At 75.2% G+C, this 13,727-nt stretch carries 15 protein-coding genes; 9 read left to right on the forward strand and 6 right to left on the reverse strand.

Annotated features, from left to right (window positions below):
- Positions 1-21 precede the first annotated feature (21 nt).
- A complete protein-coding gene (locus Sdagh_RS05485; RefSeq protein ID WP_189424965.1) occupies positions 22-471 on the reverse strand; it encodes a DUF6643 family protein in 450 nt (149 codons plus the stop codon).
- Between the two features lie 315 nt (positions 472-786).
- On the opposite strand from Sdagh_RS05485, the gene Sdagh_RS05490 reads away from it, so the two are divergent.
- Positions 787-2,010 carry a TerD family protein gene (locus Sdagh_RS05490; RefSeq protein ID WP_189424997.1) on the forward strand — a complete coding sequence of 408 codons (1,224 nt, stop codon included), beginning with the start codon at positions 787-789 and terminating at the stop codon, positions 2,008-2,010.
- Positions 2,011-2,029: 19 nt separating this feature from the next.
- Here Sdagh_RS05490 and Sdagh_RS05495 read toward each other — a convergent pair whose 3' ends face one another.
- Complete coding sequence (locus Sdagh_RS05495) at positions 2,030-3,229, reverse strand: glycosyltransferase (RefSeq protein ID WP_190078558.1); 1,200 nt, start codon at positions 3,227-3,229, stop codon at positions 2,030-2,032.
- 39 nt (positions 3,230-3,268) lie between these two features.
- Between Sdagh_RS05495 and Sdagh_RS05500 the strand changes: the two genes are divergently transcribed.
- The 4 genes from Sdagh_RS05500 to Sdagh_RS05515 all read left to right on the forward strand — a co-directional run bounded on the left by Sdagh_RS05500 (position 3,269) and on the right by Sdagh_RS05515 (position 6,919).
- A complete protein-coding gene (locus Sdagh_RS05500) occupies positions 3,269-4,054 on the forward strand; it encodes a glutamate racemase (protein WP_190078559.1) in 786 nt (261 codons plus the stop codon).
- A gap of 82 nt (positions 4,055-4,136) precedes the next feature.
- Entirely contained in the window at positions 4,137-4,682 is a 546-nt protein-coding gene (locus Sdagh_RS05505; RefSeq protein ID WP_189424959.1) for a hypothetical protein, read from the forward strand.
- 60 nt (positions 4,683-4,742) lie between these two features.
- On the forward strand, positions 4,743-6,356 hold the full coding sequence (gene lnt, locus Sdagh_RS05510) for an apolipoprotein N-acyltransferase (protein ID WP_189424957.1): 1,614 nt from the start codon (positions 4,743-4,745) through the stop codon (positions 6,354-6,356).
- 68 nt (positions 6,357-6,424) lie between these two features.
- Positions 6,425-6,919, forward strand: coding sequence for an NUDIX hydrolase (locus tag Sdagh_RS05515; protein ID WP_190078560.1), 495 nt, complete (start codon positions 6,425-6,427; stop codon positions 6,917-6,919).
- 11 nt (positions 6,920-6,930) lie between these two features.
- Here Sdagh_RS05515 and Sdagh_RS05520 read toward each other — a convergent pair whose 3' ends face one another.
- From Sdagh_RS05520 to Sdagh_RS05530, 3 genes are read right to left on the reverse strand one after another with little or no spacing between them, the layout of a single operon-like run.
- Positions 6,931-7,788, reverse strand: coding sequence for a 5-oxoprolinase subunit C family protein (locus Sdagh_RS05520; protein ID WP_190012216.1), 858 nt, complete (start codon positions 7,786-7,788; stop codon positions 6,931-6,933).
- Positions 7,785-8,453 carry a 5-oxoprolinase subunit B family protein gene (locus Sdagh_RS05525; RefSeq protein WP_190078561.1) on the reverse strand — a complete coding sequence of 223 codons (669 nt, stop codon included), beginning with the start codon at positions 8,451-8,453 and terminating at the stop codon, positions 7,785-7,787. The genes Sdagh_RS05520 and Sdagh_RS05525 overlap by 4 nt, the downstream gene beginning before the upstream one ends.
- The gene (locus Sdagh_RS05530) at positions 8,450-9,202 is read right to left on the reverse strand and encodes a LamB/YcsF family protein (protein ID WP_189424949.1); all 753 of its coding nucleotides are present in this window, start codon (positions 9,200-9,202) and stop codon (positions 8,450-8,452) included. Before Sdagh_RS05530 ends, Sdagh_RS05525 begins: the two co-directional genes overlap by 4 nt.
- A gap of 217 nt (positions 9,203-9,419) precedes the next feature.
- On the opposite strand from Sdagh_RS05530, the gene Sdagh_RS05535 reads away from it, so the two are divergent.
- From Sdagh_RS05535 to Sdagh_RS05550, 4 genes are read left to right on the forward strand one after another with little or no spacing between them, the layout of a single operon-like run.
- Entirely contained in the window at positions 9,420-10,139 is a 720-nt protein-coding gene (locus Sdagh_RS05535) for a DUF969 domain-containing protein (RefSeq protein WP_189424947.1), read from the forward strand.
- Positions 10,136-11,110: a DUF979 domain-containing protein gene (locus Sdagh_RS05540; protein ID WP_190078562.1), complete on the forward strand. Its 975-nt coding sequence runs from the start codon at positions 10,136-10,138 to the stop codon at positions 11,108-11,110. Before Sdagh_RS05535 ends, Sdagh_RS05540 begins: the two co-directional genes overlap by 4 nt.
- Before the next feature lie 23 nt (positions 11,111-11,133).
- Positions 11,134-11,784 carry a pyroglutamyl-peptidase I gene (gene pcp / locus Sdagh_RS05545; RefSeq protein ID WP_189424943.1) on the forward strand — a complete coding sequence of 217 codons (651 nt, stop codon included), beginning with the start codon at positions 11,134-11,136 and terminating at the stop codon, positions 11,782-11,784.
- Positions 11,784-12,797 (forward strand): DUF2891 domain-containing protein, encoded by a 1,014-nt coding sequence (locus Sdagh_RS05550; RefSeq protein WP_189424941.1) that lies wholly within the window; start codon positions 11,784-11,786, stop codon positions 12,795-12,797. Before pcp ends, Sdagh_RS05550 begins: the two co-directional genes overlap by 1 nt.
- Before the next feature lie 19 nt (positions 12,798-12,816).
- On the opposite strand, the gene Sdagh_RS05555 is transcribed toward Sdagh_RS05550, so the two are convergent.
- Complete coding sequence (locus tag Sdagh_RS05555; RefSeq protein WP_189424939.1) at positions 12,817-13,626, reverse strand: alpha/beta fold hydrolase; 810 nt, start codon at positions 13,624-13,626, stop codon at positions 12,817-12,819.
- Positions 13,627-13,727: the final 101 nt, after the last annotated feature.

Raw genomic sequence — 13,727 nt, forward strand, 5'->3', positions numbered from 1 at the left:
GGCGGGGGGTCCGCGCCCCGCTCAGTACCCGCGGTACTGCTGGTTGTTGTACGGGTCCTGGTACGGGGCCGGGGCCTGCGCGGGCCGGGGCGCCGCGGGGCGCATCGCCTCGTACCCGCTCGGCACGGGGGCCGCGGGGCGGGGCTGCTGGGGCTGCTGGTGGGGGGCGGGGTAGCCGCGCGGCGCGGTCATCTGCTGCGGGATGTACGCGGCCGGGGCCTGCTGGAGGGGCGCGGGCTGGGGCGCCTGCTGCGGGTATCCGTAGGCGGGCTGCGAGGGTGCCGCCGGCAGGGCGGGCAGGGCCGACGGAAGGGCGGGCAGATGGCCGCCCGGGGCGTCGTAGGCGGCGGGGACCCGGATCGGGGCGATCTGCGGCGTGCCCCGTTCGGCGACGAGCGAGTCGTAGATCGGGGTGTCCGGGAAGGAGGCGGAGTAGTAGCCGCCGCCATAGGTGGAGCGGGGGGAGGTCATGGCACCTAAGTTAAGCCCACGATGTGCTGGTTGGGGAGACCGATAAGAGGGTTGTTTTCCGTGTCCGCCGTGTCCTGGTGTCCCCAATGCGAGCGAACTTGACGAAAAAGGGCATGCGCGGAACGCGATCTTCTGATAAAGGCTGACTTGCGACCGTGTCACCGGCTGGCCGCGGCCCGGGTTCCCGTGCCCCGTACGGCAGTTCGCCGGAGGGGCGACGGCGGAATCGCGCCACGCGCGGCAGAATGGACGCACATACGGAACGGGCCCGGCACGGGTCCGGCACGGGCCGGAAAAAGGGGGCTGGACATGCCCATGACCAAAGGGTCGAACACGGCGGTGCCCACCGGGGCGCTGCGCGTCGAAATGGGCTGGCGGTCCGGTCCGGGCGTGCCCGACGTGGACGCCTCGGCGCTGCTCCTGGTGAACGGGAAGGTCCGCTCCGACGCGGACTTCGTCTTCTACAACCAGCCCGCGCACGCCTCCGGCGCGGTCCGCCACGAGGGCAAGCGGGACGACGACGGCCGGGTGACCGACAGCCTCCTCGTCGACCTCGCGCGCGTGGAGCCCGCGGTCGAGACCGTCCTCCTGGCCGCCTCCGCCGACGGCGGCGCCTTCGGCCGGGTCCCCGGGCTGTACGTCGAGGTCCGCGACGCGGCCCGCGACACGGTGGCGGCCCGCTTCGACAACCCGGGGGCGACGGTCGAAACGGCCTTCGTGCTGGGCGAGTTCTACCGCCGCCAGGGCGCCTGGAAGTTCCGCGCCGTCGGCCAGGGCTACGACACCGGCCTCGCGGGCCTCGCCACCGACTACGGCATCACGGTCGACGAACCGAGGCAGAACACCCCGGCCCCGGCGGCCGTGCCCGCGCCCGTCACACCGCCGGCGCCGCCGGTCCGCCTGACGAAGGTCACACTCACCAAGGCCGCCCCCGCCGTCTCGCTGACCAAGCAGGGCGGCACCTCCGGCACCCTCCGCGTCAACCTCAACTGGCAGGACCGCACCCGCTCCACGGGCGGTGGCTGGACCCGCAAGCTCGGCCGGGCCCTCGCCCCGCAGGGCGGCCCCGACCTCGACCTGTGCGCCCTGTACGAGCTGAGCGACGGCAGCAAGGGCGTCGTCCAGGCCCTCGGCCACGCCTTCGGCGCCCTGGACCGGCCCCCGTTCATCCACCTCGACGGCGACGACCGCACCGGCGCCCTGGCGAACGGCGAGAACCTCACCGTCAACCTCGACCACAAGCGGCAGTTCCGCCGCATCCTCGTCTTCGTCACCGTCTACGAGGGCGCGCGCTCCTTCGCCGACCTGCACGCCACCGTCACCCTCCAGCCGCAGCACGGCGCCGCGATCGACTTCTCGCTCGACGAGTGCACCGTCCCCTCCACGGTCTGCGCGCTCGCCCTGCTCACCGCCGACGGCGACGACCTCGTGGTCCGGCGCGAGGCCCGCTACCTCGTCCCCGAGCCCGGCGTCAGCCCCCAGCGCACCGTCGACCGCGCCTACGGCTGGGGCATGGACTGGACCCCGGGCCGCAAATGAGCCGCACCCGCGCGTGCGCTCAGCCCTCCTCGGGCACCGCCTCGGGACGCGCGTACGTCCGTCCCTTCCAGGCCGCGCCCCGCCCCCGGTGGTGCCGTACCGCGGAGTCCACCGTCATCAGCAGGTACAGCCCCGCGGTGAACGGCAGCAGCGGCGCGAGCCACGGCGGCTGCCGGTAGTAGCGCAGCATCGGCAGGTACGTGCCCGCCATCACCAGCCACGCCAGCCCGCCGAGGACGGCGCACCCCACGCTCCCGGCCACCGCCCCCGCGATCAGTGCCACCGGCGGGACCAGGTACACCAGCGCCAGCCCCGCGACCGTGCCGAGCAGCACCAGCGGGCTGTGCCGCAACTGCGCGTACGCGCTGCGCGCCACCATCCGCCACAGGTCGCCCAGGCGCGGATACGGCCGCACGCTGTCCACCCGGTCGGCCAGCCCCAGCCAGATGTGCCCGCCGCCGCCCTTCACCGTCCGGGCCAGCGCCACGTCGTCGATCACGGCCTGCCGGATCGCCTCCGGGATCCGCGCCCGCCCGGTGGTCTCCGCGCGCAGCAGCACACAGCCGCCCGCCGCCGCGGCCGTCCGCGACCCGCGCCGCCCGATCCGGCGGAACGGGTACAGCTGCGCGAAGAAGTACACGAACGCCGGTACGACGAGCCGCTCCCAGAGGCTCGCCACCCGCAGCCGCGCCATCAGCGACACGGCGTCGAAACCGCCGGTCCGGGCCGCCGCCACCAGTTCCCGCAGGCTGTCCGGGGCGTGCGCGATGTCGGCGTCCGTCAGCAGCAGGTACTCCGGCTCCCGCGCGCGGGCCAGCTCGATGCCGTGCCGCACCGCCCAGAGCTTGCCCGTCCAGCCCGGCGGCGGCTCGCCGGGCGAGGACACGGTGAGCGGCAGCCCGCCCACCCCCAGGGACAGCTCGCGCGCCAGGCGCCCGGTGCCGTCGGTACTGCCGTCGTCGACCAGGAAGACCTCCGCCCGCCCGGGATAGTCCTGCGCCAGCAGCGACGGCAGGCTGGCGGGCAGCACCGCCGCCTCGTCGCGGGCCGGCACGACCACACACACCGGCGGCCAGGCGCCGGGCCCGGGGTCGCGGCGGGGCGGGAGCCTGACGTCGGTGCGCCAGAAGAAGCCCTGGCCGAGCAGCAGCCACAGCCAGGCGGCGAGTGAGACGGCGGAGATCCACACGAGCGCGTTCACGTGCGCAGTCTTACCCACCCCGGCGGTCCGCCGCCTCCCATCGTCTATCGTGGCCGGGTGAAGATCGCGCTCATGGACTCCGGAATCGGTCTGCTGGCGGCCACCGCAGCGGTACGGCGCCTGCGACCCGACGCCGATCTCATCCTCTCCCTGGACCCCGACGGCATGCCCTGGGGCCCGCGCACCCCCGAGGACCTGACCGGCCGCGCGCTCGACGTCGCCGAGGCCGCCGCCGCCCACCGCCCCGACGCCCTGATCGTCGGCTGCAACACCGCCACCGTGCACGCGCTGCCCGCCCTGCGCGCCCGCCACGAACCCGGGCTGCCCGTCGTCGGCACCGTCCCGGCGATCAAGCCGGCCGCGGCCGGCGGCGGCCCGCTGGCGATCTGGGCGACCCCCGCCACCACCGGCAGCGCCTACCAGCGCGGCCTGATCCGGGACTACGCCGACGGGGTGCCGGTCACCGAGGTCCCCTGCCACGGGCTCGCCGAGGCCGTCGAGCACGCCGACGAGACCGCGATCGACGCCGCCGTCGCCGCCGCCGCGGCGCTCACCCCGCCCGAGGTCACCACCGTCGTCCTCGGCTGCACCCACTACGAGCTGGTCGGCGAGCGCATCCGGGCCGCCGTGCAGCGGCCCGGCCGCCCCCCGCTCGTCCTGCACGGCTCGGCCGGCGCCGTCGCCGCCCAGGCACTGCGCCGCGTCGGCGCCGCTCCTGCCCCCGACGCCACCCCCGACGGCACCCTCACCGTGCTGCTCAGCGGACGCGAGGGGGCGCTGCCCGCCGCCGCGCTGGCCTACGCCGAGGGCCGGCTGCTGCGGACCGCCACCCCCGCCCGCTGACCCGGTCGCCGGACGCCCGGTCGGCCCAGTGACCCTCCGCGGCCCGGTACACACCGGGCCGATCCTGAGTAACCTCTTTGCCATGAGGGACCACCCCCACGGCGGGCACGCGCCCCGTCCCGATGTCTGGACCGGCCGCGCCACCAACCGGGTCCAGTGGCTGCTGGCGCTGATCGGCGCCGCCTGTCTCGCGCTCGGCGTCCAGCTGGCCGTCGACTCGGCCTGGGAATCCGGCATCGCCGCGCTGGCCATGGCCGTCGTCGGCTGCATCGCCGCCGGGCTCCTCGTCCTCTTCGGCACCCTGGCCTTCGTGCACGTCGCCCTGAGGGTCGACGGGGAGTGCCTGGAGGTCCGCTGCGGCCACATCGGCCTCCCGCGCCGCCGCATCCCCCTGTCGCACGTGGCCGGCGCCGAGTTCGCCCCGGTCGTGTGCCCGCGCCACTGGGGCGGCTGGGGCTACCGGTGGCGGCCGGAGAAGGGCACCGCCGTCGTCGTCCGGCGAGGTGAGGGCCTGGTCCTGCGCCTGTGGGACGGCCACACCTTCACCGTCACCGTGGACGACGCGGAGTCGGCCGTACGCGTCATCAAGGACCGGCTCCGGCCGAAGGCGCCCGGTACCGCGCACTGACCCGGCCACCGCCCCGGTGCCCCGCCGTCCGCTCCCGGGCCGCCCACGTAGACTCCCCGGGTGACCGTCACCGCACCATCCGTCGCCGGGCCGGACCGGCCGGACCCGCGGACCGCGCCCGCCTCGCGCGCCGCGCGCCTCGGCCGCCGCCTCCTCCCCGCCGCCGCGGCCGCCCTGGCCGGCGTCCTGCTCTACGTCAGCTTCCCGCCGCGCACCCTCTGGTGGCTGGCCCTGCCGGCCTTCGCCGTCCTCGGCGCGGTGCTGCGCGGACGCGGCTGGAAGGCGGGGCTCGGCCTCGGCTACCTCTTCGGCCTCGGCTTCCTGCTGCCGCTGCTGGTGTGGACCGGCGTGGAGGTCGGACCGGGACCGTGGCTGGCGCTCGCCGCGATCGAGGCGCTCTTCGTCGCGCTGGTCGGCGCGGGCGTCGCCGCCGTCACGCGACTGCCCGCCTGGCCGCTGTGGGCGGCGGCGCTGTGGACCGCCGGGGAGGCGGCACGCGCGCGCGTGCCCTTCGAGGGCTTCCCCTGGGGCAAGGTCGCCTTCGGGCAGGCGGACGGCGTCTTCCTGCCGCTCGCCGCGGTGGGCGGCACCCCGGTGCTCGGCTTCGCGGTCGTCCTGTGCGGCTTCGGCCTGTCCGAGGCGGTCCGGCTGGCGCCGACCGTCCGCCGCACCCGCGCGGTGCCCCGCGGCGCGGCCGTCGCCGCCCTGCTGGGCGTGCTCCTCCCCGTCGCGGGCGCCCTGGCAGCCCGGCCGCTGGTCAGCGCCGACGCGGAGGACGGCACCGTCACCGTCGCCGTCGTCCAGGGGAACGTGCCCCGCGCGGGGCTCGACTTCAACGCCCAGCGCCGCGCGGTGCTCGACCACCACGCGCGGGAGACCGAACGCCTGGCCGCCCGGGTCGACGCGGGCGAGGTGGCCCGCCCCGACATCGTGCTGTGGCCCGAGAACTCCTCCGACATCGACCCCTTCGCCAACCCCGACGCCTACGCCGTCATCGACGCCGCCGCCAAGGCCGTCAAGGCGCCCGTCTCCGTCGGCGGCGTCGTCAAGCGCGACGGCAGGCTGTACAACGAGCAGATCCTCTGGGACCCCGACAAGGGCCCCGTCGACACCTACGACAAACGGCAGATCCAGCCGTTCGGCGAGTACCTGCCGCTGCGCTCCCTGATCGGGGCGATCAACGGCGACTGGACGTCGATGGTCAGCCAGGACTTCAGCCGCGGCACCGAACCCGGCGTCTTCACCATGGCCGGCGCCCGCGTCGGACTCGTCACCTGCTACGAGGCCGCCTTCGACTGGGCGGTGCGCTCCGAGGTCACCGACGGCGCCCAGCTGATCTCCGTCCCCAGCAACAACGCGACCTTCGACCGCAGCGAGATGACCTACCAGCAGCTCGCCATGTCCCGCGTCCGCGCCGTCGAGCACAGCCGGACCGTCACCGTGCCCGTGACCAGCGGCGTCAGCGCGATCATCCTCCCGGACGGCAGGATCACCCAGCGCACCGGCATGTTCGTCGCCGGCTCCCTGGTGCAGGAGGTGCCGCTGCGCTCCTCCGAGACCCCCGCCACCCGGATGGGGGTCCTGCCGGAGATCCTCCTGGTGCTGGTCGCGGCGGGGGGACTGGGCTGGGCGGTGGCCGCCGGTGTGCGCGGGCGGCGCGCCGGTGGCGTGTAGCGGTACGCCTGTCGCACGCCCCGCCGACGCGCCGGGCGGGCGGCCGGCGTCCGGTTAGGGTCGGACGCATGGCTACTCCCGACTTCATCCGCACCCTCCGCGCATCCGCCGGTCACCAGTTGCTGTGGCTGCCCGGTGTCACCGCCCTGGTCTTCGACGACGAGGGCCGGGTCCTGCTGAACCGCAGGTCCGACACGCGCCGCTGGTCGCTGATCGGCGGCATCCCGGAGCCGGGGGAGCAGCCCGCCGCGTGTGCCGTGCGCGAGGTGTGGGAGGAGACCGCCGTGCGGTGCGCCGTCGAGCGGGTGGTGCTGGTCCAGGCGCTGACCCCGGTGACGTACGAGAACGGAGACGTCTGCCAGTACATGGACATCACCTTCCGCTGCCGGGCGCTCGGCGGCGAGGCGAGGGTGAACGACGACGAGTCACTGGACGTCGGCTGGTTCGCGGTGGACGCGCTGCCGGACGTCGGGGAGTTCGGCCGGCTCCGGATCAAGCAGGCGCTGGCCGAGGCGCCGGCCTGGTTCGAGCCGGCCGTGTTCGAGCCGCCGGCCGCCGGCTGAGCGGGGCGGGCTCAGCCGAGCGTGAAGCGCAGTGGCGTGCCGGCCGCGGCCTGGGCCGCCGCGGCGAGGGCCCGTTCGGCGACGACGGCGATCACCGGGTAGCCGCCGGTCGTCGGGTGGTCGTGCAGGAAGACCACCGGGCGGCCGTCCGGCGGCACCTGGACGGCACCGAGGACCATGCCCTCGCTGGGCAGTTCCCCCTCCTTCGCCCGGGTCAGCGCGGGTCCCTCGGTGCGCAGGCCGATGCGGTTGCTCTGCGCGGAGACCCGGTAGGCCGCCGAGGTGAACGCGCGCAGCGCGGCCGGGGTGAACCAGTCGGCGCGCGGGCCGGGGCGGACGGGCAGGACGAGTTCGGCGGGCGGGGCCGGCCAGGGCGCGGCGGCGGGCGCCGCGGCCCGCGCGCCGGGAGTGCCCACGGGCAGGACGTCGCCGTCGCGCAGGGGTGCCGGGCCGAGCCCGGAGAGCAGGTCGGCGGAGCGGCTGCCGAGCACCGGGTCCACGGCGATGCCGCCGGCCACCGCGACGTACGCGCGCACCCCGGCCGTCACCGTCCCCACCTCCAGGACCGCGCCGGCCGGCACCCGTACCGGCCCGCCCCAGGCCGCGGGCCGGCCGTCGACCGTCACCGGGCAGGGCGCGCCGCCCACCACGACGGTGACGGCACGGTCGGGCCGCAGGGCGCAGCCGGTCAGGGTGGTCTCCAGGACGGCGGCGCCGGGCTCGTTGCCGAGCAGCCGGTTGGCGAGCCGCATCGCGGGCGCGTCCAGCGCGCCGGACCGGGGGACCCCGAGGTGGGCGTGGCCCGGCCGGCCCGCGTCCTGCACCGTGGTGAGGGCACCGGCCCGCACGGTGGTGAGCTTGACGGTCATGCCGCGTCCTCCACCCGGACGAAGCGCACCCGGGTACCCGGTGTGAGCAGCGCCGCACGCTCCCGCGCGGGGTCCCACAGCGGGCCCGGGTCGGGCATGGTGCCGATCAGCTGCCAGCCGCCCGGGGTGGCCCGGGGATAGACCGCGCTGTAGGGGCCGGCCAGGGCGACCGCGCCGGCCGGGACCCGGGTCCGGGGCGTGGCCCGCCGGGGGACGTGCCGCTCCGGCGGCAGCCCGGTGAGGTAGCCGAAGCCCGGCGCGAAACCGCAGAAGGCGACCCGGTACGTGTACGAGGCGTGCAGGGCGCCGACCTCGTCCGGGGCGACTCCCCAGCGGGCGGCGACGTCGGCCAGGTCGGGGCCGTCGTAGCGGACGGGGAGGTCGACGGCGTCGCCGTCGTCGGCGGTGATGGGCGGGATCTCCCACCCGGCGACCCGGCGGGCCAGCGCGTCGGGGTCCCGTACCCCGTCCAGCAGGACGGTCCGGGCGCCGGGCACGATCTCCGCCACCGGCGGCAGGGCGCCGGCCGCGCGCCGCCGCAGCAGCTCGGCGTGGAAGGCCGCGGTCCGCTCGGCGTCGGGCAGTTCCACCAGGAGGGCGTGCCGTCCGGCGGGGCGGGCTTCGAGCAGCGGTTCCGGGGAGCGCGGGGGGTGTTCCGGTGTCATGCGAACGGCCTGATCTCGACTCCGGCCGCCTCCAGGGCCGTACGCACCCGGACCGCGGTACGGGCCGCGCCCGGGGTGTCGCCGTGCAGGCACAGGGAACGGGCGGTGACCGCGACGGTGCCGCCGTCCACGGCCTCGACGGCGCCGTCCACCGCGAACGCCAGCGCGCGGCGTACGACCGCCTCCTCGTCCGTGATCACGGCGTCCGGTTCGCGGCGCGGCACCAGGGTGCCCTCCGGGGTGTAGGCCCGGTCGGCGAACGCCTCGGGGACGGCCGTGAGCCCCGCCTCCCCGGCGGCGGCGAGCAGCCGCGACCCGGGGAGCCCGAGCACGGGCAGGGCGCCGCCCGCGAGCCGGACGCCCGCCACCACGGCGTGCGCCTGCTCGGCGTCGCGCACGGTGCGGTTGTAGAGGGCGCCGTGCGGCTTGACGTAGACCACGTCCGTCCCGGCGGCGCGGGCGAAGACCTGGAGCGCGCCGATCTGGTAGGCGACCTCGTCCGCGAGTTCACCGGCGGGCACGTCCATCGCGCGCCGGCCGAAGCCGGCCAGGTCGCGGTAGGACACCTGGGCGCCGATCCGCACCCCGCGCTCGGCGGCGAGGTCGCAGACCCGCCGCATCACCGAGGGGTCGCCGGCGTGGAAGCCGCAGGCGACGTTGGCGCTGGTGACGACGGAGAGGAGGGCGTCGTCGTCGGTGAGGGTCCAGCGGCCGAAGCCCTCGCCGAGGTCCGCGTTGAGGTCGATCACCCCCTGAACGTAATGGATTGTTGAACGATACGACAAGGGCTTCCCGGAAGACTCGCGGAGGAAAAGTGCCCGGGAATGCCGCGGGAAAAGTCACCCCTTGTTAGATCGTTCAACGATCGTCTAGGGTCCGTGCATCTCCCATGCATCCGGAACGAGGCGGTCCGCATACCGCTCCCGGGTCCGTGCCCTGCCCCCGAAGCCTGAAGAAGGCCACCGAATGATCGTGCTTCTCGGTGTGGTCGTGGTGATCCTCGGATTCGTCACGCGCCGCAATCCCGTCCTCGTGGTGGGCGTCGCCGGTATCGTCACCGGCCTGCTCGGCAGGATGGACCCGCTGGAGGTCCTCGCGGCCTTCGGCCGGTCCTTCGCCGACAGCCGCTCGGTCACCGTCTACGCCATCGTGCTTCCGGTGATCGGCCTGCTGGAGCGCTACGGCCTGCGCGAGCAGGCCCGCAACCTGATCGGCCGCCTCGGCAAGCTTAGCGCCGGCCGGTTCCTCACCGTCTACCTGCTGGTCCGGCAGGTCACCGCGGCCTTCGGCCTGAACAGCATCGGCGGCCCCGCGCAGACCGTACGGCCGCTGGTCGCGCCCATGGCCGAGGCCGCCGCCGAGCGCACCACGGGGGCGAAGCTGCCCGACCGGCTGCGCGAGAAGGTGCGCTCCTACTCCGCCTCCGCCGACACGGTCGGCGTCTTCTTCGGCGAGGACTGCTTCATCGCGATCGGCTCCATCCTGCTGATCACCGGTTTCGTGAACTCCACGTACCACCAGGACATCGAACCGACCCAGCTGGCCCTGTGGGCGATCCCGCTCGCGGTCTGCGCCTTCCTCATCCACGGCGCCCGGCTGCTGCTCATGGACAGGCAGCTCGAACGCGAGATGGCACTCGCCGCCGCCGAGCACGACCTGCCGCTTCCCGAGGGGGCCGACAAGTGATCAAGGTCGAGTGGCTCTACTGGCTGATCGGGCTCGTCTTCGTCGTCATGGCCGCGCAGATGGCCATGGACCGCACCAACCCCAAGCGGTGGACGTCCGCCGCGTTCTGGGGCCTGCTCGGGCTCACCTTCCCCTACGGGACCGGCGTCGCCGACGCCACCGCGGACAACGGCGGCTGGACCCTGCCCGCCGAACCGCTCGGCGTCGCGGTCCTCGCCCTGATCGTGCTCGCCGGGTTCAACTTCCTCGGCAAGGGCGTCCCGGTCACCACCACCGGCGAGCAGCGCGAGGCGTCCGCCGCCAGGCTCGGCAACAAGATCTTCGTCCCCGCCCTGACCATCCCGCTGGTCGCCATCGTCTGCGCCTCCGTGCTGGACGAGTCCGGCCTCTTCGAGGACGGCAAGGCCACCCTGCTGGGGCTGGGCCTCGGCTGTGTCGCCGCCCTCGTGGTCGGCATGCTGGTCACCGGCGAGAGGAAGGTCTCCGTCCCGGTGCACTCCGGCCGGTCCATGCTGGAGGCGATGGGCTCCGCGCTGCTGCTGCCCCAGCTCCTCGCGGTGCTCGGCTCGATCTTCGCCGCCGCCGGGGTCGGCGACCAGGTCGGCGACATCATGAACAAGGTCCTCCCCGAGGACTCCAGGTACCTCGCGGTGATCGCGTACTGCGTCGGCATGTTCCTGTTCACCGTGATCATGGGCAACGCCTTCGCCGCGTTCCCGGTGATGACCGCGGCGATCGGCTGGCCGGTGCTCATCCAGCAGATGCACGGCAACGAGCCCGCCGTCCTCGCGATCGGCATGCTGGCCGGGTTCGCCGGCACCCTCTGCACCCCGATGGCCGCCAACTTCAACATCGTCCCGGCCACCCTGCTCGAACTGAAGGACCAGTACGGCCCGATCAAGGCCCAGCTCCCCACGGGCGTCGCGCTCCTCGGCTGCTGCACCGTGATCATGGCGGTCTTCGCCTTCTGACCCCCTTCCAGGAAGGAACCGCCGTGACCCGTGTCCTCATCACCGGCTTCGCCCCCTTCGGCGGCGAGCGTGTGAACCCGTCCTGGCAGGCGGCGTCCCTGGTGGCCGCCGAACCGCCCGCCGGGCTCGCCGTCACCGCCGTCGAACTGCCCTGCGCCTTCGGCGACTCGCTCGTCGCCCTGCGCGAGGCCGTCCGCGCCGTGGAACCCGACCTGGTGCTCTGCCTCGGCCAGGCCGGCGGACGCCCCGGCGTCACCGTCGAACGTGTCGGCGTCAACGTCGACGACGCCCGCATCCCCGACAACGCCGGACGGCAGCCGGTCGACGAACCGGTGGTCGCGGACGGACCCGCCGCCTACTTCTCCACCCTCCCCGTCAAGGCGTGCGTCGCCGCTATGCGCGAGGCCGGCGTCCCCGCCGCCGTCTCGAACACCGCCGGCACCTTCGTCTGCAACCACGTCGCCTACGGCCTCGGCCACCTCATCGCCACCGAGCACCCGGACATCCGGGGCGGTTTCGCGCACGTCCCCTGGGCGCCGGAACAGGTCACCGACGGCCAGGCGCCCGCCCTGCCCCCGGCCACCGTCGCCCACGGTCTGCGCGCCCTGCTGACCGCCGCCGCCCGGACCCCCGCGGGCCAGGACCTGAAGATCACCGAGGGAGCGACCCACTGATGCCGCTCAGCACCCACGCCGCGCCCTTCGCCCGGCTCGCGCTCGCCAACATCACCCGCGCGTACCCCAACTTCCCCGCCCACCTGATCACCTCCGCCGACGAGAGCACCGACCCCCGTACCCTGCACCCCGTCTTCTACGGCGCCTACGACTGGCACTCCGCGGCCCATATGCACTGGCTGCTCGTCCGCCTGCTCCGCCGGTACGGCGGCACCCCCGAACTGCCGGACACCGCCCCCGCCCACGCCGTCCTCGACCGGCACCTCACCCCGGAGAACGCCGCCGTCGAGGCCGCCTACCTCCGCGACCACCCCTCCTTCGAACGGCCCTACGGCTGGGCCTGGCTGCTCGCGCTCGCCGCCGAGTGCCGCGCGTACGGCGGGGCCGCCGGCGCCCGCTGGACCGCGGCGCTGGCCCCGGCCGTCGCCGCCGTCGACGCGCTGCTGACCGGCTGGCTGCCCAGGGCCACCTATCCCGTGCGCCACGGCAACCACCCCAACAGCGCCTTCGCCCTCGGCCTCGCCCTCGACTCCGGCGAACTGCCGCCCGCCACCGGACAGGCCGTACGGCAACGCCTGCTGACCTGGTTCGCCGACGACCACGACGCGCCCGCCCACTGGGAACCGTCGGGACAGGACTTCCTCTCCCCGGCCCTGACCGAGGCCGACGCGATGCGCAGGGTGCTGCCGGCCGGGGAGTTCGCGCCGTGGCTGGACCGCTTCCTGCCCGCGCTGCGCACCGGCGCCCCCTGCCCGCCGCTCGAGGTCCCCGTCGTCTCCGACCACGCCGACCCGCAGATCGGCCACCTGCTCGGCCTGACCCTCAGCCGCGCGGCGGCCCTGCGCTCCCTCGCCGACGCGCTGCCCGGGGGACCGGTCCGCGACCGGCTGGGCGCGGCGGCCGACGCGCACCTCGCGGCGGGCCTGCCGGCGGTGGACCGCGGCGACTTCACCACCGACCACTGGCTGGCCACCTTCGCCACCCTCGCCCTCGACCCGCTCGCCCGCCCCTGACAGCACCGGACGGCGGCGGTCAGGGGCCGGTGCCGGCGCCCCGGGGGGACGCCGCGCGCCGCACCGGCATCATCGTCTCGACCTCGGCGCCGTGCGTGAGGTGCTCCGTGATCAGCCGGCGCACCAGCGCCGGCTGTTCCAGCGGCACCAGATGGGACGCGCCGGGGACGACGGCCAGCCGGGCGTGCGGGATCGCGTCGTACAGGGCGGCCGTGTGCTCCAGCGTCATCATGTCGTCGTCACCGGCCATCACCAGGGTCGGTGACGCGATCCGGGCCAGATCCCCCGTGTCGAGCGTCGGCTGGGTGCGCCACATGTCGACCACCTTCTCCGCCACCACCGGCCAGTGGCCGGCGCCGTCCGGCGTCACCGCCGCGTACAGCTCCCGGAAGAACGCCATGCCGGCACTGCCGGGTGTCATCGCGTCCAGCATCCCCGGGTCGGCGAAACACTCGGGTCCGGGGCGGAAGTTGGCGCCGATCACCGCCGTCGCGCGCACCAGGCAGGGCCGGGCGAGGGCGGTGAGCAGCGCGACCACGCCCCCGTCGCTCCAGCCGACCAGGTGCGCCGGCGCGCCGACCACCTCCTCCAGGAAGGCCGCCGTGTCCCCGGCCATGTCCCGGTAGGTGAGCGGTCCGTCGACGTCCGGGGTGTGGCCGTGCGCCCGCCGCTCGGGCAGGTACACGCGGTACGCGGCGGCGAGGTCCGCGCGGAGCGCGCCCCAGGTGTCGTTGGTGCACAGGCCGCCGTGCAGCAGCACCAGCGGCTCGCCGGTCCCCTCGGCCTCGTACCAGGTCCGGACACCCCGGAGGTCCGCGTAGCCGCCCATCGCCCGGCCCCCTTCCGGCCGCGGTCACCGTCACGGCCAGTGTCCGCCGGGTGCCCCGGGCCCGCAACGCGGCGGGTCGGCACCCTCGGTGGCCGGGCTGT

Origin of the sequence: Streptomyces daghestanicus, from assembly GCF_020521275.1 — a bacterium.
In the GTDB taxonomy this organism is placed as follows: Bacteria; Actinomycetota; Actinomycetes; order Streptomycetales; family Streptomycetaceae; genus Streptomyces; species Streptomyces griseoviridis.